Annotated in this window: 13 protein-coding genes; 9 read left to right on the top strand and 4 right to left on the bottom strand. The window is 67.1% G+C overall.

Annotation, left to right across the window (positions count from 1 at the left end):
- Positions 1 to 24: 24 nt before the first annotated feature.
- On the bottom strand, positions 25 to 4,248 hold the full coding sequence (locus Q0579_RS14705; RefSeq protein WP_298813670.1) for a translocation/assembly module TamB domain-containing protein: 4,224 nt from the start codon (positions 4,246 to 4,248) through the stop codon (positions 25 to 27).
- Positions 4,248 to 6,443: a BamA/TamA family outer membrane protein gene (locus Q0579_RS14700; protein ID WP_298813756.1), complete on the bottom strand. Its 2,196-nt coding sequence runs from the start codon at positions 6,441 to 6,443 to the stop codon at positions 4,248 to 4,250. Before Q0579_RS14700 ends, Q0579_RS14705 begins: the two co-directional genes overlap by 1 nt.
- Positions 6,444 to 6,632: 189 nt before the next feature.
- Here Q0579_RS14700 and Q0579_RS14695 point away from each other — a divergent pair, with 189 nt between their 5' ends.
- From Q0579_RS14695 to Q0579_RS14675, 5 genes are all read left to right on the top strand, one after another.
- Entirely contained in the window at positions 6,633 to 7,799 is a 1,167-nt protein-coding gene (locus Q0579_RS14695) for an acyl-CoA dehydrogenase family protein (RefSeq protein WP_298813668.1), read from the top strand.
- Positions 7,796 to 8,569 (top strand): enoyl-CoA hydratase/isomerase family protein, encoded by a 774-nt coding sequence (locus Q0579_RS14690; RefSeq protein ID WP_298813667.1) that lies wholly within the window; start codon positions 7,796 to 7,798, stop codon positions 8,567 to 8,569. Before Q0579_RS14695 ends, Q0579_RS14690 begins: the two co-directional genes overlap by 4 nt.
- Positions 8,570 to 8,724: 155 nt before the next feature.
- Positions 8,725 to 10,014, top strand: coding sequence for an efflux RND transporter periplasmic adaptor subunit (locus tag Q0579_RS14685; protein WP_298813665.1), 1,290 nt, complete (start codon positions 8,725 to 8,727; stop codon positions 10,012 to 10,014).
- On the top strand, positions 10,015 to 13,311 hold the full coding sequence (locus tag Q0579_RS14680; RefSeq protein WP_298813663.1) for a multidrug efflux RND transporter permease subunit: 3,297 nt from the start codon (positions 10,015 to 10,017) through the stop codon (positions 13,309 to 13,311).
- Complete coding sequence (locus Q0579_RS14675; RefSeq protein WP_298813661.1) at positions 13,311 to 14,912, top strand: efflux transporter outer membrane subunit; 1,602 nt, start codon at positions 13,311 to 13,313, stop codon at positions 14,910 to 14,912. The genes Q0579_RS14680 and Q0579_RS14675 overlap by 1 nt, the downstream gene beginning before the upstream one ends.
- 94 nt (positions 14,913 to 15,006) lie before the next feature.
- Here the strand turns inward: Q0579_RS14675 and Q0579_RS14670 are convergent, their stop codons facing one another.
- Positions 15,007 to 15,357 carry a phasin family protein gene (locus Q0579_RS14670; RefSeq protein WP_298813659.1) on the bottom strand — a complete coding sequence of 117 codons (351 nt, stop codon included), beginning with the start codon at positions 15,355 to 15,357 and terminating at the stop codon, positions 15,007 to 15,009.
- A 78-nt stretch (positions 15,358 to 15,435) separates the two neighbouring features.
- Positions 15,436 to 18,654, bottom strand: a complete 3,219-nt coding sequence (locus Q0579_RS14665) for a cytochrome P450 (RefSeq protein ID WP_298813658.1) — start codon at positions 18,652 to 18,654, stop codon at positions 15,436 to 15,438.
- Positions 18,655 to 18,767: 113 nt separating this feature from the next.
- On the opposite strand from Q0579_RS14665, the gene Q0579_RS14660 reads away from it, so the two are divergent.
- From Q0579_RS14660 to rpoD, 4 genes are all read left to right on the top strand, one after another.
- Positions 18,768 to 19,316, top strand: coding sequence for a homogentisate 1,2-dioxygenase (locus tag Q0579_RS14660; RefSeq protein WP_298813657.1), 549 nt, complete (start codon positions 18,768 to 18,770; stop codon positions 19,314 to 19,316).
- Position 19,317: 1 nt separating this feature from the next.
- Entirely contained in the window at positions 19,318 to 19,941 is a 624-nt protein-coding gene (locus Q0579_RS14655) for a peptidylprolyl isomerase (RefSeq protein WP_298813654.1), read from the top strand.
- A gap of 87 nt (positions 19,942 to 20,028) precedes the next feature.
- The gene (dnaG, locus tag Q0579_RS14650) at positions 20,029 to 21,924 is read left to right on the top strand and encodes a DNA primase (protein WP_298813652.1); all 1,896 of its coding nucleotides are present in this window, start codon (positions 20,029 to 20,031) and stop codon (positions 21,922 to 21,924) included.
- Entirely contained in the window at positions 21,924 to 23,954 is a 2,031-nt protein-coding gene (gene rpoD, locus Q0579_RS14645) for an RNA polymerase sigma factor RpoD (RefSeq protein ID WP_298813650.1), read from the top strand. Before dnaG ends, rpoD begins: the two co-directional genes overlap by 1 nt.
- Positions 23,955 to 24,025 lie beyond the last annotated feature (71 nt).

Genomic DNA, 24,025 nt, shown 5'->3' with positions numbered 1-24,025 from the left:
ATGTCAGTAGCGATGAAAGACCGATCAGAAATCCCTCGAATAGCGTAACTGCACGTTCGACCCGCCGAACGACCCGGCCTGCGACAAGACGCTAATCGCCTTGGTCAGCGCCACCGTGAGCTGCGTGGCGGTGAAGCCGCGCGCGTCGGTGACGATCTCGATATAGATGTCGTCGGTCAGGTATTTACCCGCTGCCAGCGACGTACCCCGGCCGGTCGCCTGGTCCGCGCCGAGCACGCGCAACCGATCGAACCCGGTGGCCGAGCGCAGCTTGCCGAGCGGGTTGAGCCCACCTCCGCCCGATCCACGCAGCGAGTTGAGCGCGGAGGCGAGCTGGATCGCCTCGGTCGCGGACAGATTGGCCGGGTTGGTCCCGAACAGCAACCGGCTCAGCACCTCGTCCTGCGGTAGCGCGGGCGTCGAGGTAAAGGCAATCTGCGGCCGCTGCCCCGTTCCAGTAATCGCGATGTTAAACGTGGTTCCGTTCTTCGTCGTGGTCGCCAGAATGTCGATATCGGGGTCAGTCAGCGCGCCACCGCGGAAGCGGATACGCCCGCGCGTCACGTCGAAGCGGTTACCCGAGAACGAGTAGGTGCCGCGCACGATGTCGAGCCCGCCGGCGATCGTCGGCGCCGCCGAGGTGCCGCCGATCCGCATATCAGCCTCCCACTCGCTCTCCAGCCCCATGCCGGACACGAACAACTGATTGTCGGCGTGCACGCGCAGGTCGAGCTTGAACAGGCCCACCGACGGTGCCGCCGGTCGATCGGTCGGTCTTGCGACGCGGATCTCGCTCTTCTTGCGCACGCCGGTCAGCTCCGGGACTTCGGCCGCGCCCTGGCGGATGATCTGGTAGCGCGCCTCCGGAATGTTGATGTCGCCGCTGATCAGCCCGCCATTGACGCCGTTCTGCACGCGAACGGTGCCGGTCGCGGTTGCGCCGAGCGCGTCCGACTTGGCAAGGCGCGCGTCGTTCAATCGTGCAGTGATGTCGATCGGAAAGCCTTGTGCAGCGGCGAGGCCGATCGTGCCCTGTGCTTGAACGGTGCCGTCGCCGGCACGGGCGGCCAGGTTGGTCAATTCCAGTCGATCGTTGTTGAACCGTGCGGCGACGCGCATCTGAGACAATCGCGTCCCGTACGTTTCATTGTCGTAGGTGAGATTGTCTGCGCGCACGAGGCCGTTCACGCGCGGTGCCGACACCGTGCCACCGAAATCGGCGGCGACCGCGATCGGACCGGACAATTGCTGCTCGGCGAGCCCGGCGAAGCTGAACAGCACGGCCGATGGGCCGTTGTAGCGGATGCCGCCCGACAAGGGGCCCTGCATCAATCGTGTCGACCAGCTACCGCTACCCGCCGGCGTCAGTCGGGCCACCAGCCGGCCTACCGTGGTCCCTGCGCGCTTGATCAGCGCGCGCCCCTCACCCGCCGCTGCGTCCAGCCGGCCCTGGAACACGATATCGACCGGTTCCGACACTGCCGACAGGCTTGAGCGGGTGAAGTTGCTGACGTTCAGGCGCACGTCAGCCTCGGGCACTGCGCTCGCCGAGCGCTGCACATAGTCGAGGCTGCCGGTTGCCTGGCCGCCCAGACCGATGTTCGGCACGAACGCGTTGGCGATACCGAGGTCGAGCCGGTCGAGCCGCGCCTGCGCGCTTGTGACCCCGCCGCCGAAGCGTGCCGCCAAGCGCACGCTGCCCTGGTTGAAGTCGATCCGCGTCGGTTGCAATTGATAGCCACCACCCGCCGCGACGATGCGCGCCGGGTTGGCGGTGCGGAATGCGATGCCGTTCGCCTGCCCCTGCAAGGCCGCCAGATACTCACCCGGTGACAGGTTGGCGTTGACCGCGACGCGGAAGGGTACGCTGTTGGACCCGGTCAGCAACGCCTGTGCGGTGCCGCGTCCGCCAGTGTAGTTCACCTTGACCCGCCCGGCCTGGATCACGGTCGGGCCATAACGCAGGTCGGCAACCTGCGCATCGGCGACAACCGAAGGCGCATCGTCGTAGAGCACCACGGTGCCGTTGATGATGGCGCGACCGATCGTGAAGTCGGTCGTGCCGGGGATCGTCGCGGCATAGGCGCGCGCATTGACGCTCGCCCGCTGGTAACGGCCTTGCGCGCCAAGTTCGGCGATGCCGGTCAGTCCCGATCCAGCGAAACGCACTTGCCCAGCGAACGGCCCGGCCGCGGTCTGTACGACGCGTCCGGCGAAGTTGACTCCGGCGAACACGACGCGGCGGATATCAACCGCCAATTGGTTGCCGGGCGTGACCAGCACGTCGGCGGTGAAGGGGCCATAGTTGGTCCCCCCGGTCGCATTCACCTGGTACGATCCGCCGCGTCCGACGACGCGCGCATCGAGATTGGCAAGCCCGATACCGACCCCCGGGCGCGACGCGCGCAGGCGCACCACCGGCGCGTCGGTCGATCCGGTCACCCGCGCGTAGAGCGGTCCGTATTGCGTCGAATATGCATCGGCATCGACGAGCAAGCCGCCACGCGGATCGTAACGCCCCTGCCCGCGCGTGACGCGGAACTGCGGCGCGTTCAGCCGCAGATCGGTGAAGGTCACGATGCCTTCGGGCGAGTAACCGAAGCGCGTGCTCGCGACGGCATTCCCGCCGAGGAAGTTGCGCACGCCGGCGTTGAACAATTGCTTGGTGCGCAGCGCAACGCGGCCAGTGATACCGAATCCTCCATTCGGTCCCGGCACCAGATTGGCGTCGGTGGTCAGGTCGATGATCCCGACGCTTTCGACCCGAAAGTTGTTGACGCGGCCTTTCAACGCGCCGGTGTAGCGGCCGGTCGCGACATTAGCCGCGATCACCGCGGTCGCGTCGATGTTATCGGAGCGGACGCGCAGATTGTCCGACAGGATATTCGGCATCGCGATCGCGAGGTCGCCGTCGAGCCGCACATTGGTGGTCAATCCACCTAGCGCCGGGTTGAGCCCGGTTATACGGCGCGCACGCGCGTGGAGCGGCACCAGAATGCGGTCGGTGTTCACCCGCGCCAGTCCTTCGGCGTAGACGTTCTCCAGCGTCGTGTCGGCGAAGCCGAGCGAGGTCGCGCGTACCTTGTAGTCAACCGTTGGCGTCTTGAACGCGCCGTTCAGCACCACGCGCGCGAGCACGTTGCGACCGCGCAGATTGGGCGCGATCGCACCCGGCGTCAGCAGCGCGGCGTCGACTGCAAAATCGCCTAGACGCGCATTAGCGAGATCGATCAGGCCGCCAGCGTCGACCGACAGCGCATCCGACTTGAGCTTGATCCGCGTGTCGGCACGGCGCTCATTCAGTCGCGTGTCGATGGCGACTTGCAGTCCGGGCGCGGTCAGGCGCTCGACCGGCCCCTCCAGGTAGAGGCCCGGACGCGTCAGCCCGTTGATCTGAAAGCGTCCGTCATTCGCCTGCACCGCCAAGTCGGCGAGCGTGCCGCCACCCAGCGTTGCGAATACCCGCCCACGCCAGTCCTTCCAGCTGCCGCGGCCGTCGATCGTGGCGTTGAGCGGGGCCTTCAATCCGGCGATCTGCGCGACCGCTCCGCCCGCGGGCGCCGCAATCCGGGCGCGGATGTCGAGCTTGTTGTCGTCGGGCACCGCATCGATCTTGACGCGCGCAGTGTCTCCACCGGCGACGCCGGGCGCCCGCAACGCAACCGCATCGACGGTCAATTGTGCGCGGCGATCCGCGATATGCGCCTGCCCGTCGAAACGCGCGATATGCCGCTGCCCTGCGACCGGCGGCTCCATGACGAAGCGCGCGATCTGCAAGCGCCCAATGTCGATGTCGATATCGGGCAGGATCGGGGCATTGGCGTCCTCCGGCTTGGGCGGAACGGTCTTGAGTTCGGGATTGCGGCGCAGCGTGATCAGCTGGCTGGACGCACGACGCACGTCGATGTGGTTGTTCAGGTAATCGAATGGCCGCCAGTCGACGTCGATCCGCGGCGATTGCAGAAACGTGCCTTTGGGATCGTTCACGCGGACGTCGACGAGCGACATCTGCCCGTAGAGCGATCCCTCGATCCGCCCGACGCGAATGTTGAGCCCCGATTCAGTCGTGTAATCGCCGATCCGGTCGGCGACGAAGCGGCGGCCGGGATCGGTGTTGATGCCGAACACGATCGCGAACGCCAGCAGTAATAGCGCCACGAGCACGACCGCGATCCACTTGAGCACGCGCTGCCACAACGGCCGCTTGATCACGACGACCTCGTCGACCGGGAGCGTGTCGTCAGCCATCAGAACGCCTGCCCGATCGAGATGTAGAGCGCGATTTTGCCATCGCCCTCACGCGGGTTGAGCGGCGTCGCAACGTCGACGCGCATCGGCCCGAAGTTGGTGTAGAACCGCCCGCCGATCCCCGCGCCGTAGCGCAGGTTCTTCGCGGTCGGGAACGTTCCTTCATATGCGTTACCCGCGTCGAAGAACGGTACGATACCGAAGTCGCCAAACCTGTACCGCGCCTCAACCGCGAACTCGTTCAGGCTGCGGCCGCCGACCGGGTTGCCTTCGGGATCGAACGGCCCGAGCCGCTGGTAACCGTAGCCGCGCACCGATCCGCCGCCGCCGCCGTAATAGCGCCTGGACGGAGCGAGATCGTCGCGCTCGATCCCGAAGATCGCGCCCGCGCGCGCGCGGCCGGCGATCACCAGGCTGTCGTTGACCGGGTAATAGCCGGTCGCCTCCACCATCGTGCGTGCGTAGGGTCGCACGCCATCGGACACCGAGGCTTCAGGGCTGAGGTTGAGTTTGAGGCGGTAGCCGCGCGTTGGATTGAGCAGATCGTTCGATTTGTCGAACAGCACCTGTCCGGGCAGCGCGGCGATGCCGTAATTGCGCCGACGTCGCCCGCCGGCCTGGAAATCGTAGGTCTGCTCGTTGGTGCCGACCAGTTCGAACCCGAACGCGTACGTCAGCGGCTTCTGCCAGATCGGTGTCGAATCGTAGCTGATCCGCCCCGCCACCGTCGCGGTCACCGCGTTGAACGCGTCGTAATCCTGCCGGAGCACGCTGCCGAGCAGGCTGACCGTGCGGTCGCGCTTGCCCGCATTCTGCCGCCGGAAGGTGACCGACGCGCCCTGTTGCTGGGTCCCGCCAACGCCGGTCACGATCAGCGCACCCTCAGGCGGGAACAGATTGCGGTGGGTGAACGCGGCCTCGACCTTGGCACCTTCGCCGGTGCCGTAGCCCGCGCTGCCCGACAGTGATCGGAACGGCCCCTTGGTCTGGCGCACCAGCAAGTCGACCTGCTCGGTCCCGTCCGGTCCCGTCTGACCGGTGCGCACAGGCTCGACCGAGATGTTGGAGAACAGCCCGGTCGCAACCAGCGCCTGGCGCAGATCGTCGGTCAGCCGGACGTCGTAGAGCTGGCCCTGATCGAAGCGCGGGAAAACGTTCAAATGCTCGACCGAGAAAACCGGATCGCCTTCGGTGCGCAGCACGCCGAATGACGAGCGCGGCCCCGTGTCGACCGGCAGCGTGTAGGCGCCCTTCCACGTCGCATCGTCGAGCAGGATGTCACGTTCGCCCACCTTGACGAACGGATAGCCGTGCTGCGGCAACTTGAGGCTGACGTTCGCCTCCGCGCCTTGTACGCGCGCCGCCTCGATCGGGTCACCGACCTTGAGCGGCAATTCGCGGCGTACCAAATCGGGTGGAACGGTCGGCCCAGCCTGCACCTCGATCGACCCGAGGGTGTAGATCTTGCCCGGGGTCGCGCTGACGATCGCGCGCAGCTTGTTGCCCGAGCCCGCCGCGGGCTGTTCCAGCGTCGACACCGCCGTGCCGTCATAATAGCCAAGCGACTTCATCAGCCGCACGGCCAGCGCCTCGTCTTCGCGCGCGCGCGCTGACACCTGTGTCGCATTGGCGGCCTTGCCCTTGCCCTCCTTCAATGCCGACAGCGAGTTGAATTCGTCGGTCAGCTTCAAGGGGTCGAGCCCGCGCACCTCGGTGTCATAGGCGATCTCGGGTGCGTTGCGGCCCTTTACCTCTGCGACCGACTGCAACGGCTCGGTGTTGAAGGTCGACAAGGGTTCGAGCGGCGCAGCCAATTGCGGATCGATCGGCGCGGGGGCGGGCAGCGCGCCGGGCACAATCGGCGCCTGTGCGGCGGACTGGGCGACTGGAGCTGGCGCATTGAGAGCCGGCAGCTTCGACTTCTGAACAGCAATGGTGGTCGATGCATCGTCGAGCGGCATCGGCTCGAGCGGGGCGTTGATGTCGTTGCTGAGCGGCGGCAGCGCGCTGTTGAACGCGGCATCTGGCACGATCGGCGCATCGGCCTGCGGATCGGTGGCATTGTTGCCCGCGGACTGCACCGCCGACTTGGGTGCGTCATCGCCTTTTGCGGGTGCAGTGCCGGGCTGGTTCATCTGCGCCGCGGCGGGAAGCGCCGCCAGCGCCAGGGCGGACGATGCCGCCAGCAATGCCATTCTCGTCGGTAAACCCACGCACACGCCCCTTTGCGCGAGATGTCGGCTTTACCGTTACACCTCCGTCTGATCTGCAACGCTTTTGGCTCCAATGGGTTGCCGCGTCGAGCCACGACTTTTCGCTTGCGCCATGTTGGCATCGTGTCGGCAGCGCGCGTAAGGACGGCGCAACGACACGCGGGAGAGCCCATGAACTTCGAGCTGGACGAAGACCATCGCATGATCGCCGACCTGGTGCGGCGGTTCGTCGAGGACGAGCTGGTGCCGCTCGAGCAAGGCGTGCTCGACCGCGCGATCGCGGGTGAAGAAGTGCAACTGACGCCTGAAGAGACCGAACGCGTCAATGCCGTGTCGCGCGAACTGGGGCTCTGGGGACTCGACGCGCCCGAGGATGTCGGCGGCCACGACCTGCCCGCGGTCGCGATGGTCGGCGTCAACGAGGCGATGGGCCGCACGATCGTACCCTACACGCTGCCGCCCGACTCGCCCAACCTGCGCATGCTCGCCGCCACCGTCGACGACCGTCAGCGCGAGGCATACCTCGCCCCCTATGTCCGCGGCGAGACGATCAGCGCGATCGGCATCTCCGAGCCCGGCGCGGGAGCCGACCCCGCGGGGATGAAGACCTACGCGGTCAGGGACGGCGACGACTGGATCATCAACGGTCGCAAGATCTGGATCACCAAGGCGAACCGTGCCGACTTCACCATCCTGATGGCGGTGACCGACCGCCAGAAAGGCGCGCGCGGCGGGATCAGCGCGTTCCTGGTCGACCGCGATGCACCGGGCTTTCAGGTCGTGCGCCCGATCCCGGTGATCGGGGGCGAGACGTTGTACGAAGTCGTGCTGGAGGATTGCCGCGTACCGGCATGGAAGCTGCTCGGCACCGAGGGCCAGGGCTTCGCGCCGATGCAGCTGCGCCTCGCCACGCGCCGCGCTGAGATGGCGGCGAACGCGATCGGCATGGCGCAGCGCGCGCTCGACATGATGATCGACTATGCGCCGCAGCGCACCACTTTTGGCAAGCCTTTGTCCGAGCGGCAGACGATCCAGAACTGGGTGTCCGACGCGGCGATCAAGCTGCACGCCGCGCGCCTGATGACCTATGATTGCGCGTGGAAGCTCGACCAGGGTCGCGACACGCGCACCGAAGTGTCGATGATCAAGAGCTTCGCGCTGGAGACCGCGTGGGAGGTGCTCGACCACGCGATGCAATGCTTCGGCGCGATGGGCATGACGCGCGAGATGCCGCTGCAGCAGATGGCCGCGCGCATCCGGCTGATGCGAATCTACGATGGCCCGACCGAGATTCACAATTGGGTCGTCGCCCGCAACCTGCTGGGAACACGAGCATGAGAGAGCATATCGCGGTCACCACGGCCGACCATGTCGCGACCGTCGTCATCGATCGCCCGCCGCACAATCACGTCAACGCCGCGTTGGTCAACGCGCTCGCCGACGTGTTCGAGGAACTCGGCCGCGACGACGAGGTCCGCGCGATCGTGCTCGCGACCCAAGGCAAGGTGTTCTGCGGCGGTGCCGACCTGACCGGTGACAAGCCGCTCGCCGACGAGAGCGGCGAGAGCGAGACGCCCGCGCTCTACCGCGGCGCTTATCGCCTGTTCGCATCGAAGAAGCCCGTCGTGGTCGCGGTGCAGGGTGCGGCGGTCGGGGCCGGCCTGGGCCTGGCACTCGTCGGGGATTTCCGCGTCGCGGCGCCCGAGGCGCGCTTCTCGGCCAATTTCGTTACGCTCGGCTTTCACGCCGGCTTCGGCATCACCGCGACGCTGCCGCGCGTCGTCGGCGAACAGCACGCGTCGTTGATGCTGTTGACCGGCCGCCGCGTGAAGGCGGAGGATGCACTGCGGTTCGGGCTGGTCGACGAGATCGCGCCGCTCGATGAGCTGCGTGCCGCGGCTGAGCGGCTCGCGGGCGAGATCGCGCGCAACGCACCAATCGCCGTTGAGGCGACCCGCGCGACCTTGCGCGGCGATCTGGCCGAAGCGGTGCGCACGCGAACCGAGCACGAGCGCGCCGAGCAGGACCGATTGATGCAGACCGCCGACTTTCGCGAAGGGATCAAGGCGGTCGGTGAGCGTCGCGCGGGCAACTTCGTGCGCGGTTGACGGTCCGGTCGCGGATGCACGCAAACGGCATGTGGGAAAATAACCGCTGTCGCTGCGAAACATTTGCGACAAACGCCCGATAAGCGCATCTGGGACAGACAGGCTGCCACGGGCGACGCGCCCGTGAGTGGCATCACAGGCTGGCGGGTGAACAATTGATCAAGCGTGACCAAGGGCGGCAGCGTCGCCTCCTGCTCGGCATCGCCGTTGCTCCAGCCGTGCTGGCGCTCGCCGCGTGCGGCGGCGGCGAAGACGCCAAGGGCAAGGGCGGCGATGGCGGAGGCGCGGGCGGCGGGCGTGGTGGTCGTGGCGGTGGGGGTCCGGCGCAGGTCGGCTATGTCGTCGTTCAACCCACCTCCGTGCCGATGACCACCGAGCTTGCCGGCCGGGTGGTCGCGTTCCAAAGCTCGGAAGTGCGCCCGCAGGTGTCGGGCGTGATCCAGCGCCGCTTCTTCACCGAAGGCTCAATCGTTAAGAAGGGCCAGCCGCTCTATCAGATCGACCCGTCGCTTTATCGCGCGTCCGCGAACGAAGCCCGCGCCAGCGTCGCCAACGCGCAGGCGACCGCCGAGGCCGCGCGCATCCGCGCCGAACGTTACCGCCCGCTCGCGCAGATCGAGGCGATCAGCAAACAGGATTACACCGACGCGGTCGCGACCCAGCGCCAGGCGCAGGCGCAGATCGCGTTAAACCGTGCGCAGCTCGACACCGCGCGGATCAACCTGCGTTTCACCACGGTCCCCGCCCCGATCAGCGGGCGGATCGGCCGATCATTGTTCACGGTCGGTGCGCTGGTCAGCGCGACGCAGACCGACCCGTTGACCACGATCCAGCAGCTCGATCCCATCTTCGTCGACATTCAGCAGTCGAGCGCCGAACTGCTCGCGCTACGCCGCGCGCTCGCTAGCGGAGGCTCGGTTCCCGCGCGCGCCGACGTGCGTCTGAAGCTGGAGGACGGCAGCGACTATGGTCTGGTCGGCAGCGTCGAGTTCGCCGAGGTCGTCGTCGACCAGTCGACCGGCACCGTAACGCTGCGCGCCCGTCTTCCCAACCCCAAGGGACTGCTGCTGCCGGGCATGTTCGTCCGCGCGCAGTTCAGCCAGTCGATTGACCAGAACGCCTTCCTGGTGCCGCAGCAGGCGGTGTCGCGCGATCCCAAGGGCAGCGCGACCGTGTGGCTGGTCGGCCCCGGCAACAAGGCGGTCGAGCGCACCGTCACCGCGGAACGCACGCAAGGCGTTTATTGGGTCGTCACTGGCGGGCTGAAGAACGGTGACCGCATCATCACGCAGGGGACCGGTACGCTGAAGGAGAACGCGCCGATCCGTCCCGTGCCCGCGAACACTCCGCAGAAGGTCGCGCCACCGCCGTTCAAGGACGGCAAGTCGGGCCAGAGCGGCGACACCACGGGACGCGGCCAGGGCGGCCAGAGCAAGGCCGGCTGAGTGCTGTCACGCATCTTCATCGATCGCCCGATCTTTGCCTGGGTGCTCGCGATCATCGTGATGATGGCGGGCGTCGGCGGCATTCTCGGCCTGCCGATCGCACAATATCCCGACGTCGCCCCGCCGCAAGTGTCGATCCGCGCGACTTATCCGGGCGCCAACGCGCAGACGATCCAGAACTCGGTCACGCAGGTGATCGAACAGCAGCTGACCGGCATCGACGGGCTGCTGTATTTCAGCTCCTCATCGTCCTCGCGCGGGTCCGTGACGATCACCGTCACCTTTGAAAAGGGCACCGATCCTGACATTGCGCAGGTTCAGGTGCAGAATCAGGTCCAGCAGGCAGTGTCGCGCCTGCCGCAACAGGTGCAGCAGCAGGGACTCGTTGTCCGCAAGTCGAACCCGGACAATCTGCTGATCGCGGGTGTCTACGACATCAGCGACAAGATGACGAACCAGGACGTGTCCGATTACCTGGTGTCGAACCTGCAGGACCCGCTAGGCCGCGTTCAGGGTGTGGGCGACACCAACGTGTTCGGCGCGCAATATGCCATGCGCATCTGGCTCGATCCGGCGCGGCTGGCGAGTTACCAGTTGATGCCGGGCGACGTCGTCACCGCGATCACCAACCAGAACACCGAAGTCGCGGCGGGTGAGATCGGCGGACAGCCGATGCCGTCGACGCAGATGCTGAACGCCACCGTCACCGCGCAGTCGCGCCTGCAGACGCCCGAGCAGTTCCGCAACATCATTCTGAAGACCACGACCAGCGGCGCAACCGTGCGGCTGGCCGATGTCGGACGGATCGAACTTGGCGGCGAGAGCTACGCCGCGTTCAGCCGGGTGAACCAGCACCCGGGTGCCGGCATCGCCGTGCTGCTCGCCCCCGGCGCCGACGCACTGGAAACCGCCGAACTGGTAAAGGCCGAGATCGCGCGTGTCGCCAAGACGTTTCCGCCCAATCTGCGCATCGCCTACGCCAACGACACTACCGACTTCATCAAGCTGTCGATCGAGGAAGTGATCAAGACGCTGGTCGAGGCGATCATCCTCGTCGTCATCGTCATGTTCGTGTTCCTGCAAAGCTGGCGCGCCACGTTGGTGCCGACGATCGCGGTGCCGGTCGTGCTGCTCGGCACGTTCGCGGTCTTCTATCTCGCCGGCTTCTCGATCAACACGCTGACGCTGTTCGGACTCGTGCTCGCGATCGGCCTGCTCGTCGACGACGCGATCGTCGTGGTCGAGAACGTCGAACGGTTGATGGAAGAAAACCCGGGCATGAGCCCGCGCGACGCGACGATCGAGTCGATGAACGAGATCACCGTCGCGCTGGTCGCGATCGCGCTGGTGCTGTCCGCGGTGTTCCTGCCAATGGCGTTCTTCGGCGGCTCGACCGGAGTCATCTACCGCCAGTTCTCGCTGACGATCATTTCGGCGATGATCCTGTCGGTGCTGGTCGCGCTGATCCTCAGCCCCGCGCTCACCTCGCACCTGCTGAAGGCCAAGCACGACGAGAACGGCGATCTTCACGAAACCTGGCTGGGTCGCAAGGCACCCTGGGTCGCCGACAAACTGGAAGCGGCGAAGAACTGGTTCAATGACAGCTTCGATCGCATGGTGAAGCGTTACACCAACGCGGTTGAGCGCGTGATTGATCACCGCTGGATCTTTGTGTTGATCTACTGCGGCATCCTCGCATTGCTAGCATTCCTGTTCCTGCGCTTGCCGACCGGCTTTCTACCGACCGAGGATCAGGGCGGCGCCATTGTCCAGTTCCGCCTGCCGGCCGGCGCGACGCGGGGGCGCACCGAAGAGGTGCAGCGCCAGGTCGAGCGGTATTTCGCCAAGAACGAGGGCCACAACATTCGCACGCTGTTCAGCGTCGCGGGCGGCGGTGGCGGGGGCACCAGCGGCCAGAACACCGGCCAGGCGTTCATCTCCTTCGTTGACTGGGCGAACCGCACCGACAAGACCGACAGCGCCGATGCGATCGTTTCGCGCGCGTCCGCGGCGTTCCGCGGCTTGCGCGACGCGCAGGTGTTCGCGCTAGTGCCGCCCGCGATCCGCGGCCTCGGCCAGTCGGAAGGCTTCACCATGGAGCTCCAGAACGCGAGCGGGATGAGCCAGGAAAAGTTCAACGAGGCGCGCGACGCCTTGCTGGAAAAGGCCAATGCTGACCCCAAGCTCGCCGGCGTACGCCTGACCGAATTGCCCGACATCGGCACGCTCCAGGTCAATGCCGACCCGCAGAAGCTGGCCGCGCTCGGCCTGTCACAGGGCGACGTCAACACGACGCTGTCGACCGCGTGGGGCGGCCGCTACGTCAACGATTTCATCGACCGCGGCCGTGTAAAGCGCGTCTACGTACAGGGCGATGCGCCCTATCGCGCCGAGCCTGAGGATTTGTACCAGTGGTTCGTGCGCAACAGCGCGGGCACGATGGTGCCGTTCAGCTCGTTCGCCAGCCTCGGCTGGTCGCAGGCACCGACGACCCTGTCGCGGTTCAATGGGATATCCTCCTACGAATTCCAGGGTCAGGGAACCCCGGGGGTCAGCTCGGGCGAGGCGATGGAGCGGATCGCGCAACTGGCGGGAGAGATACCCGGCACCAGCATCGCCTGGGCGGGTCTGTCATATCAGGAACGACTGTCCTCGGGTCAGGCGCCGCTGCTCTACGGCCTTTCGCTGGTCGTCGTGTTCCTCTGTCTCGCGGCCCTATATGAAAGCTGGACGATCCCGATCGCGGTGCTGCTCGTCATCCCGCTCGGGCTGATCGGCGCGGTCGCGCTCGTGACGCTGCGCGGGCTGACCAACGACGTGTATCTGCAGATCGGGCTGCTGACGACGATGGGACTGGCGGCCAAGAACGCGATCCTGATGATCGAGTTCGCCGAACAGGCCGAGAAGAAGGGTGCGCGGATCATCGATGCGGCACTGGAATCGGCGCGGCTGCGTCTGCGTCCGATCCTGATGACCAGCCTCGCCTTCATCTTCGGCGTGCTGCCGCTGGCGATCTCGACCGGTGCCGGCGCCAACAGCCGTATCGCGATCGGCACGGCGGTGATCGGCGGCATGATCACGGCGACGGTGTTGGCGATCTTCTACATTCCGCTATTCTTCGTGCTCGTCCGCCGCGGTACGCGCGACGGGATCAAGGGGCTGCGCCGCGGTGCCGACCCGAGCGATCCCGAGGCTGGTGACGACAACAAGGGTGATGGTCCCAAGGATCAGCCGCCGACGCCGCAGCTACCCGCCCCGGCGGATCACCCCGCCCTGCCCGCGCCGGACCACGCCTGATGCGCCCGCCCTTCCGCCTGCTCGCCACCCTGTTGACCGCGAGCGCCCTCACCGCGTGTTCGCTCGCGCCGAAATACGTTCGCCCCGAGCTGCCGGTGCCGCCGTCGTGGCCGGTCGGCGACGCATACCTGCGCCAGACCGAGGCGCCGCTGCCCAGCGTCACTTACCGCGACATCTTCCGCGATCAGCGTTTGCAGCGGATTATCGACCAAGCGCTGGTGAACAACCGCGACCTGCGGGTCGCGGTCGCCAATATCGAGGCGACCCGCGCGCAATATCGCATCCAGCGCGCCGACCTGCTGCCGCAGATCGATGCGAGCGGCACGTTCAGCTACCGCCGCAACTCGCGGACCGGCGTTACGACCGGCACGACGACCGGTACCGGAAGCGGCGGCGCGGGGACGGGAGCGGGCACAGGCACAGGTACCGGGGGAACGGGCACGGGTGGCACCGGAACGGGCGGTACGGCTACGGGCGGCACGACGACCACCACCTCATCCTCCTCGACCAGCTTCACCACACAGCTCGGCGCCACCTCGTTTGAGATCGACCTGTTCGGCCGCGTGCGCTCGCTGACAGACGCCGCGCTCAACCGGTATTTCGCGCAGGAAGCGACGGCACGCGCGACGCGGCTGACGCTGGTGGCCGACATCGCCAATGCGTGGGTCACCTACGGCTCGGATGCCAGCCTGCTGAAGATCGCCGAAGACACGGCCGCCAGCGCGCGGCGCAGTGTGCAGTTGACCCGCGCACGCCTGGCAGGCGGCGTATCGCCGCGCACCGACGTGCGTCAGGCGGAGCAGGTGTTGGAAACCGCGCTCGCTGACTTGGCGCAACAACGGACCCTGCTGGCGCAGGACGTCAACGCGTTGCAACTCTTGGTCGGCGCGCCGGTCGACGCGACGCTGCTTCCGTCCTCGATCGAAGACGCCGCGCGCAACCTGGCCGAACTGCCCGCGGGGCTGGATTCGGGCATCCTGCTGCGCCGGCCCGATGTCGTCCAAGCCGAATATTCGCTACGCGCTGCCAATGCAGAAATCGGCGCAGCGCGAGCCGAACTGTTCCCGCGCGTCGCGCTGACCGCCGTGGTCGGGTTCGCCAGTACGGCGCTTCGCACGCTCTTCACCGGTGGCGCATTCAACTATTCGGTCGCGCCCAACGTCAGCTATCCGATCTTCCGCGCCGGTGCCGGCCGCGCGGGTGTCGAATATTCGCAAGCGCAGCGCGACGCCGCGCTCGCCACCTACGAGGGAACGATCCAAACCGCGTTCCGCGAGGTGTCCGACGCACTCGCGCGGCGCGGCACGATCACCGACCAGCTCGCCGCCAACCAGCGCTTCCTGAACGCCGCCGCCGATACGCTGCAACTCGCCAACGCGCGCTACCAGGGCGGGATCGATACCTATCTGACCAGTCTCGACGCGCAACGCTCGCTCTACACTGCGCAGCGCACGGTGGTGCAGACGCAACTCACGCGCGCGTCGAACCTGGTCACGCTGTACCAGACACTGGGCGGCGACTCGCAGCTGGAGGCGACGGCGCAGGGGCCGGTACCGCCGACGACGAGCGCGGCCACTTCGTCCGCCCGGTCGGAGCGCTGATCACCCCAAAAAGACGCTAATCCGTCTTGCCAATTGGCGAGGCGCGGGACTGTAGGTCGACGCGGCACGTCACCCCTCAACGGGGCGGAGCTACTCAGCCGCTCTTGCCCCCACCTTGCATCGGCGCCACCGCGTCGCGGCCGAACTTCATGATCAGCTCGCCGATCTCGCGCGCCTGGTTCATCGAGCGCTGGCTCTGCTCGCGCAGATAGTCGCCCTGAATCCGCATCACGTCGCTCAAGTCCTTGGCCTGTGCCGCCGCGCGCATGGCCGCGAACGCCTGCTGCGCATTCTCCTGCGCCTGGTCGATCATCGCCACACCCAGGCTCGACGAATGGTCGGCCATCCGCTGCCCTTGCGCGCGCATCGCCTCTCCGGCGCGCTGCGCGCCTTCGAATGCTGCACCCGCGCCGCTGTTCGCTGCGCCCGTGTTCTCGTCCGCCATGATCACGCTCCTCTCCGCGGACGCACGATGCGCCGCGCTTCAGGCCAGAACCACGCCCGCACGAAGCGGTTGCACGCGCTATTTGCCGAAGCCGAACACGTCCTGGTGGAAACGCCCATCGGCAATCATCTGCTCAAGCCAGGCCGAGCCGTGCGCGTGCTCGCCACCGACCTGTTGCATCCAGATGCGCACGAGCGTGTCGCGCACCGCGGGTGCCATGTAGCGCCCGTCGCCGCACAGGAACACGCTCGCTCCCGCCTCCAGCGCACGCCACACCCGCTCCTGCTCGGCCCACAGCGCGTCCTGCACGAACCGCCACGGGTGTGACGGTGTGGCGGAGAAGGCCAGGTGCAGCTCGACTAGCCCCTCGGCCTGCCAGCGCTGCATCTCCTCGCGGCAGAACCAATCGTGATCGGGGTGGCGGCAACCGAAAAACAGCAGATTGGTCGCGACCTCCGCCCCCTTCTCGGCCTGCGTAGCGCGTTCCTGCAGAAACCCGCGCAACGGCGCGAAACCGGTGCCCGGCCCTATCAGGATCATGGACTGCGCAGAGTTGGCGGGCGGGGCGAACGGCGGATTGGGCCGCCGCACGTAACCGAAGACGTGCTCGCCCGGCGCCAGCGCCTTCATGTAATCGGACGCGAAGCCGCGATGCTCGCCCAGCCCCGACCAGGCCGGCGCCGCGATCGTGCCGACGATCAGGTCGGCGACCTCGGGCGACACGAGCGGCGATGATGCGATCGAGTAGAAGCGCGGCTGGATCGCGGGCGACCAGTCGATCAGCTGGTCGAGCGTCACCGAGGCAGCCGGGTGCCGCGCGATCAGATCGAGCAGCGACACGCGCCTGTCGGCCACCTGCGCGTCGTAACCCGCCTCGATCGCCTCCAACGCCGCGGCGGTGTGCGGGCAGCGTGTCGCCCCGCGCAGCCCGGCAATTGCCCGCCGCGACGCCGCTTCCGATAGTTCGACGAAGTCGGTCAGCAACTGCTCCACCGTCACCGTCGCGCCGACTGGCAGATGCTTGAAGCGTCCACCCTGCGCATCGACGCGCACCTGGCTTGCGCCGTTCACATCCAGCAGGTCGAGCGCGCGCGCGACGAGTTCGGGCCGATTGCGCGCGTAGATCGCGACGTGATCGCCCGCGGCGTAATGCTGCCCCGCGGGCAGGCGCACTCGGATCAGCCGCGTCGAGGGCCGCGGCGGCTCTTGCGCGAAATCCCATAAACCATCGGCCGGACGCACCAGTTCGTCGTTGGCGACGATCTCGAGCCGCTGCGCGTGTTCCGGTAAGACGCGCGCCCGCGTCTCCGCGGCGTCGACCGGCACCAGCGACAGCGTCGCGGTGCTCGCGGTCGGCTCCGCGCTCGCGCCGAGCGCCTGCCACAGGTCGCGCACGAACGCCGCGACCGCGCCGTCGAAGTCACCCTGCCCGTCGGCCTGCCCGCGCGGCACCAGCCGCTCGCCGCCTGCGCGCGCGATCGCCTCGTCGACGCGGCTGGGGAACGCCTGGAAGTTCGGCCACTGGCTATTGCCGATCCCGAGCACTGCGTAGCGCGCACCCGACCAGTCCGCCCCATCAAACGCGCCGGCATCGAGCGCGCGCTCCACCTCGACCGCGCTGTCGGGTGCGCGGCCGTTGTAGGTCGCGGTGACGATCACGATCACTTTGTCATCGGGCGCCGCCCCGCCGTTGAAGCTCTCGTCCATCGACCGGACGACGACGTCGAAACCGTCGGTGCGCGCGCGTTCGGCGATCTCCTCCGCCACGTCGCGCGCGGTGCCGAGCGAGGTGCCATAGAGCAGCACGAAGCGCTGCCCCGACCCCGCCACCGCGCCGACCTCGACCGACGTGTCCGCCGCCGCGGTCTCGCCAAGTTGCAACCGCTCGTGGCTCCCGCGCAGCCGCACGCGCATGGTGAACTCGTCGGGCTTGATCGACAGCGTTTCCTTGACCCGTAGCTTGTAGCTGTGCGGATCGCTGATTGCGAAGCGGCGCAACAGCATGGCGAGCGCGATCTTGGCCTCGACCATCGCGAATTGCCGCCCGATGCACGCGCGCTCGCCGTTGCCGAACGGCTTGTAGGCGTGCGGGTGGCGCGCCGCTTCCGCCTCGGGCAGCCAGCGGTCGATGTCGAACTCTTCCGGATCATCCCACGCGCTCGTCGCGCGGTGCAGGCCGGGGGTGAAGATGTTGACCGGACGGTCCTTGCGCATCCGCCAGCCCGGCTGGCCATCCTTCGCGCCGATCACCTGATCCTCAAATGGCGCGACACTGAACGCAGGTGCGGTCGGCCAGAGCCGCAGCGCTTCCTTCAAGATACGCTCGATCACCTCCAGTTTCGCGACATGCGTGTAGTCGGGCCGCGTATCGCCAGGGAGCACACGATCGACCTCGGCATAGGCCTGCGCCAGCACCGCGGGATTGCGCAGCAGGTAGGTGAAGGCGAACGTCAGCATTCCCGACGTCGTCTCATGCCCCGCGATCAGGAAGGTCAGCACCTGATACCGGATGTTGAGGTCGTCCAATCCCTCGCCCGTTTCCGGGTCGATCGCGGTCAGCATGAGGTTGAGCAGATCGCGGCCGTCATTGGGATTGACGCGGCGATCCGCGATGATCCCGTCGACCAGCGCGTTCATCTCGGCGATGTCGGCCTCGTATTGCGTCGCCGCGCGCCTCGCGAAACGCCGCTGGATCGGCATCCGCGTGATGACGTTGAGCGCCTCCGACAAGGCGCGCCCCAGCGCGACCAGGAAGCTGTCGAGCTCGTCGCGCTCGAACGAGTTGAAGCGGTGACCGAAGCCAGCGATCGCGATCGAATCGAGCGTCAGGCGGGTCATGTCATCCGCGACATGGACGTCGGTGCCCGCCGCGCGCGTCCACTTGGCAACGAGTTGGTCGCACACCTCGACGATCATGTCGAAATAACCACGCATCGCGCGGTGCGAGAAAGCGGGCAGCAGGATGCGGTGTGCCTTGCCCCAGTTCGGCTCCTCGCTAAACGCGGTGAACAGCCCGTCGCCCGCGAACTTGCGCACCACGCGCAGCGCCGGCCCCGGCATCTTGCGAAAGCGCGTCTCGTCCGACAGTTCGGCGACGAGATCGGGATCGGTGACGAAGATCGACACCCGGCTGCCGAAACGCAGCTTGAAGATGCCCTGCGGCACCTCGCGGCTGACGCGCAGCAAATGGCCAATCAACCCGGCGCGCGCGATCTGGTGCAGGTGGCCGATCACCGGCAGCGCCGCCGGCATCGGCACGGCCGCGACGGCGGGTATGTCCTTGGGTTTGCTCGCCATGATCGCAGATGCTCCGTTGCGCGTGGCGGCTCCCTCAACACAGCGCCCGCGCGCGCGCAAGTTGCCGCGACGGCAGGCTGGCGGCCCGCGCGGCCGGGCAGTAGAGAGGGCGCATGGTCCGTTTTCTGCCCACGATGCTCGAACCTTTGGTCGCCGGCATCGCCGCCGCGGTCGGCGTCTCGCACCCGGCCGGCGCCGCGATGCAGGACCCGGCGACCGATCCTTCGTGCGCCAACGTCCGCGTCGCGATCCCCGCCGAGCTGTCACACTGGAGCGTGCGCACGCCGCTTACCGCCGGCACCGCGCCGCGCAACGCGCCCGTGCTCGGCATCGGACGCGCCGTCGACCTGCGGCTCGCTCCATTGAACGCGGTGCAGCCGCGGATCGCACCGGGCAAGGCGCCGCCCGCAGGCAGCTACGCCGGACTCGCCATGTTCCAGGTGCCGCGCACCGGCACCTACCGTGTCGCGCTCGGGCAGAAGGCGTGGATCGACGTGATCCGCGGCCGCGCGGGTGTCGCGTCGAGCGCGCACGCGATGGGGACGCGCTGCACCGGCGTCGCCAAGCTGGTCGACTTTCCGCTCCGCCCCGGCCGCTACGTCATGCAGCTGACCGGCGCGCCGGTGCAGACCCTTCCCGCCACCATCGTTCGGGTGAAATGACATGATCCTGCCGTTCCTCGCGCTGCTCGCCCAGGCCACCACGCCCACGCCGGTTGCCACGCCCGCACCCGCTGCGACGCCGACCTCGGCCGCTGCCACCAACTCCGCGCTCGCGCCGGTAAACGTCCGGCTCGACACCGCGGCCGGGCCGATCGTGATCGCGGTCGATCGCGAGCACGCTCCGCTCACCGCCGCCAATTTCCTGCGCTACGTCGACGGCAAGAAGCTCGATGGCGTCGCCTTCTACCGCGCGGTGAAGGTCGGCGACGGCTACGGTCTCGCGCAGTTCGGCACGCGCAACGATCCCAAGCGCACGCTGCCGCCGGTCGCGTTCGAGCCGACCAGCAAGACCGGTCTCAGCCACGTCGACGGTGCGGTGTCGATGGCGATGGCCAAGCCCGGCACCGCCGCGGGCGATTTCTTCGTCGTCGTCGGCGACCTCAAATCAATGGACGCGCACGACAATGATCCGGGCTTCGCGGTGTTCGGCCGCGTGATCGAGGGCATGGACGTGATCCGCCGCATCCTCGCCTCACCCACCTCGCCGACGGAAGGGCAAGGCGTGATGAAGGGTCAGATGCTCGCCCCGACGATCCGCATCGCCACTGCACGTCGCGAGCCGTGAAGCGATCCCTATCCGACGGGCCGTAAAGCGTTACCTTTTCGCCACATTGTGGCGCGTGCGCCGATCCGGCATAGGTAGAATCGCGCGATGTCGCTTTCGCCCGCCTTTCTCGACGAACTGCGTGGCCGCACGCATTTGTCGGCGCTGGTGGGCAAAAGCGTCAAGCTGACGCGCGCCGGCCGCGAGATGCGCGGCTGCTGCCCGTTTCACAACGAGAAGACGCCGTCTTTCTACGTCAACGACGAGAAGGGCTTCTATCACTGCTTCGGCTGCTCGGCTCACGGCGACGCGATCCGCTGGATGACCGATCACCAGGGCCTGCCCTTCATCGACGCGGTGAAGGAACTCGCCGCCACCGCCGGGCTTGAAGTGCCGCAGGCCGACCCGCGCGCGGCGCAGAAGGCCGAGCGCGCCAAGTCGCTCCACGACGTGATGCAGGCCGCCGCCGACTGGTTTGCCGCGCAACTCGGCGGGCTCGACGGCGCGGAAGCGCGGGCGCTTCTCGACCGCCGCGGGGTGAGCACCGCGACGCAGCGAGCCTTCGGCTTCGGCTATGCCCCAGACAGCCGCGGCAAGCTCCGCACCGCGCTCAAGGAATACGGCGACGCGATGCTGGTCGAGGCCGGCCTGCTAATCCAGGTCGACAACAAGGAGCCTTACGACCGTTTCCGCGGCCGGCTGATGATCCCGATCCGCGACCAGCGCGGGCGCGTGATCGCATTCGGCGGCCGCATCATCGGAGAGGGCGAACCCAAGTACCTGAACTCCCCCGACACGCCGCTCTTCGACAAGGGGCGGACGCTCTACAATCTCGACCGAGCCTCGGCGGCGGCGCGCAAGGCCGACCGCGTGTTCGTGGTCGAGGGGTACATGGACGCGGTCGCGCTCGCCCAGGGCGGCGTGGGTGAGGTCGTCGCCCCGCTCGGCACCGCGCTGACGGAGGCGCAGCTGGAGCGGCTGTGGCGGATGATCGACGTGCCCACCATCTGCCTCGACGGCGACAGCGCCGGGCAGAAGGCCGCGATCCGCGCCGCGCACCGTGCGCTGCCGATGCTGGCGCCGGGGCGCAGCCTCAGCTTCGTGACGCTGCCGGAGGGGCAGGACCCCGAGGATCTGATGCGCCAAGGTGGCGCGCGCGCGTTCGAGGCACTGGTGCGCGAGGCCGAGCCTTTGGTCGAGCGGCTGTGGAAGCACGAGCTCGCCGCCGAACCGCTCGACACGCCCGAGCAGCGTGCCGGTCTGAAGCGCCGCCTCTCCGACCTCGCGAACACTATCGGCGATCCGACTGTTAAGTCGGAGTACGTTGCCGAGTTCCGCCACCGCTTTGACCAACAATTCGCACGCGGGCGGCAAGGTGCGGGTGGCCTGCAGCCACGCACCCCCTTCTTCCCCTACCAGCAGCGCCGCGCCGGGCAGAAATGGTCGCCGCCCCCCGCCCCCGTCACCGACGACGCCAAGGCGGTGCGCGCCGCCGGCGGGATCGACCGCGTGCTCGCAAAGGCTGTGCTCGCCGGCCTGATCCGCCACCCGGCGGAGATCGCGACCCACATGGAAGTGCTCGGCAGCCTCAAACTCGCCGATGGCGCACTCGGGCGTTTGTTCGAGGCCGTGGTTGACGTCGCGCTGGAAGACCGGGCGCTTGATAGCCAGCGCCTCGTCACCATATTGGCACGGTCCGGTTTCGAACAGGTCGCGTCCGACCTGCTGAGGGCCGATACGATGCCTTATTCGTTTACACGCAAGTCGGCGGACGAGAGCAAGGCGCGCGAGGACCTCGACGAGGCGATCGCGATCCTGGTCTCGCGTCCGGAAGTGGATGCGGCGCTGGCGGACGCAACGTCCGCGATGCAGGCGCATTTCACCGATGAAGCGTTCGAGCGGCAAGTGGCGTTGGTCAACGAACAACGGGCGCTGGACGTGCGGCTTGCAAATCTCGTGCAGGCGAACGAAGACGCCCGCGCGCTAGGTACCGAGGACAATTGATGGCGAAGGCGAATATGGCGGAAGCACCCGAGGCTCAGGACAACGGGGATGCGCCGCTGATCGACTTGAACGACGCGAACATCAAGAAGGTGATCGCCCGCGCCAAGAAGCGCGGATACATCACCTATGATCAATTGAACGACGCGCTGCCGCAGGGCGAAATGTCGTCCGATCAGATCGAGGACATCACCTCGGCGCTGAACGAGATGGGCATCAACATCGTCGAGAACGACGAGCAGGGCGAGGAAGGCGAGACCGAGGAGCGCCAGGAGGAGGACGAGGTCGAAGCGACCGATGCCGACACCGACAGCAGCGCGCCCGTCGTCGAGAAGAAGAAGGAAACCGTTGATCGCACCGACGATCCGGTTCGCATGTACCTGCGCGAGATGGGGGCGGTCGAGCTCCTCTCGCGCGAGGGCGAGATCGCGATCGCGAAGCGGATCGAGGCCGGGCGCGACACGATGATCCTTGGGCTGTGCGAAAGCCCGATCACGTTCAACGCGATCATCGACTGGTCGACCGCGCTCAACGAAGGCCAGATGCAGTTGCGCGAGATCCTCGATCTCGATGCGATGCTGTCGAAGGGCCCGTCGGCCGAGCAGGTCGAGGGCGCCGAGGACGACGACGGAGAGATCAGCGAGAAGAACGCCGGGACCAGCTTCAAGGAAGAAGACGACGTTGCCGAGGAACCCTCAGCCGACGACGATGATGAATCGGGCGAGCCGCGCGCACCTCGTCCCAGCGACGACGAGGATGAGGACAACACCCTTAGCCTCGCGCAGATGGAGGAAACGCTCAAGCCGCAGGCACTCGAGAAGTTCGCCAATATCACCGCGCTCTACAAGAAGTTCTCCAAGATGCAGGAGAACCGTCTGGGTGCGATGGGCGGCGGCAACGAGCTGTCGGCCGCGGACGAGCGCAAGTATCAGAAGCTGCGCGAGGAGCTGACCGCCGAGGTCGAGAGCGTCCAGTTCCACCAGGCGAAGATCGAGTTTCTGGTCGACCAGCTCTACTCGTACAACCGCCGCCTGACGGCACTGGGCGGGCAGATGCTGCGGCTGGCGGAGCGTCATAAGGTCAGCCGCGCCGACTTCCTGAAGCGCTACATGGGCCACGAGCTCGACGACACGTTCCTCAGTTCGGTCACCGGCATCGACAAGAAGTGGACCGCGTTCGCGACCAACGAGGCCGCGGCGGTCGAGCGGATCCGGAGCGAGATCGCCGAGATTTCACAGCAGACCGGCATGGGGCTCGCCGAATTCCGTCGCATCGTCAACATGGTGCAGAAGGCGGAGCGCGAGGCACGCATCGCCAAGAAGGAGATGGTCGAGGCCAACCTGCGCCTCGTGATCTCGATCGCGAAGAAGTACACCAATCGTGGATTGCAGTTCTTGGACCTGATCCAGGAAGGCAACATCGGCCTGATGAAGGCGGTGGACAAGTTCGAGTATCGCCGCGGCTATAAGTTCTCGACCTACGCGACCTGGTGGATCCGACAGGCGATCACGCGTTCGATCGCCGACCAGGCGCGCACGATCCGCATTCCGGTCCACATGATCGAGACGATCAACAAGCTGGTCCGCACCAGCCGCCAGTTCCTTCACGAGCAGGGCCGCGAGCCGACGCCCGAAGAGATGGCGGAGCGCCTCTCCATGCCGCTCGAGAAGGTGCGCAAGGTGATGAAGATCGCCAAGGAGCCGATCTCCCTCGAAACGCCGATCGGCGACGAGGAGGACAGCCACCTGGGCGACTTCATTGAGGACAAGAACGCGGTCATCCCGGTCGACGCCGCGATCCAGGCGAACCTGAAGGAAACGGTCACCCGCGTCCTAGCCTCGCTCACCCCGCGCGAGGAACGCGTGCTGCGGATGCGCTTTGGCATCGGCATGAACACCGACCATACGCTGGAGGAAGTCGGGCAGCAATTCTCGGTCACGCGCGAGCGTATTCGCCAGATCGAGGCAAAGGCGCTCCGGAAGCTCAAGCACCCGAGCCGCAGCCGCAAGATGCGCAGCTTCCTCGACCAGTAACAGTGAACGCCGGCAACGACACCATCTTGCCGGCGTTACTTTATAAGACTCGTAGATACCGCCGACGCCGT

Origin of the sequence: uncultured Sphingomonas sp., assembly GCF_936927845.1 — a bacterium.
Lineage (GTDB): Bacteria > Pseudomonadota > Alphaproteobacteria > Sphingomonadales > Sphingomonadaceae > Sphingomonas.
The sequence above is the reverse complement of the archived record's forward strand: the minus strand, read 5'-3'. Positions and strand labels throughout refer to the sequence as shown.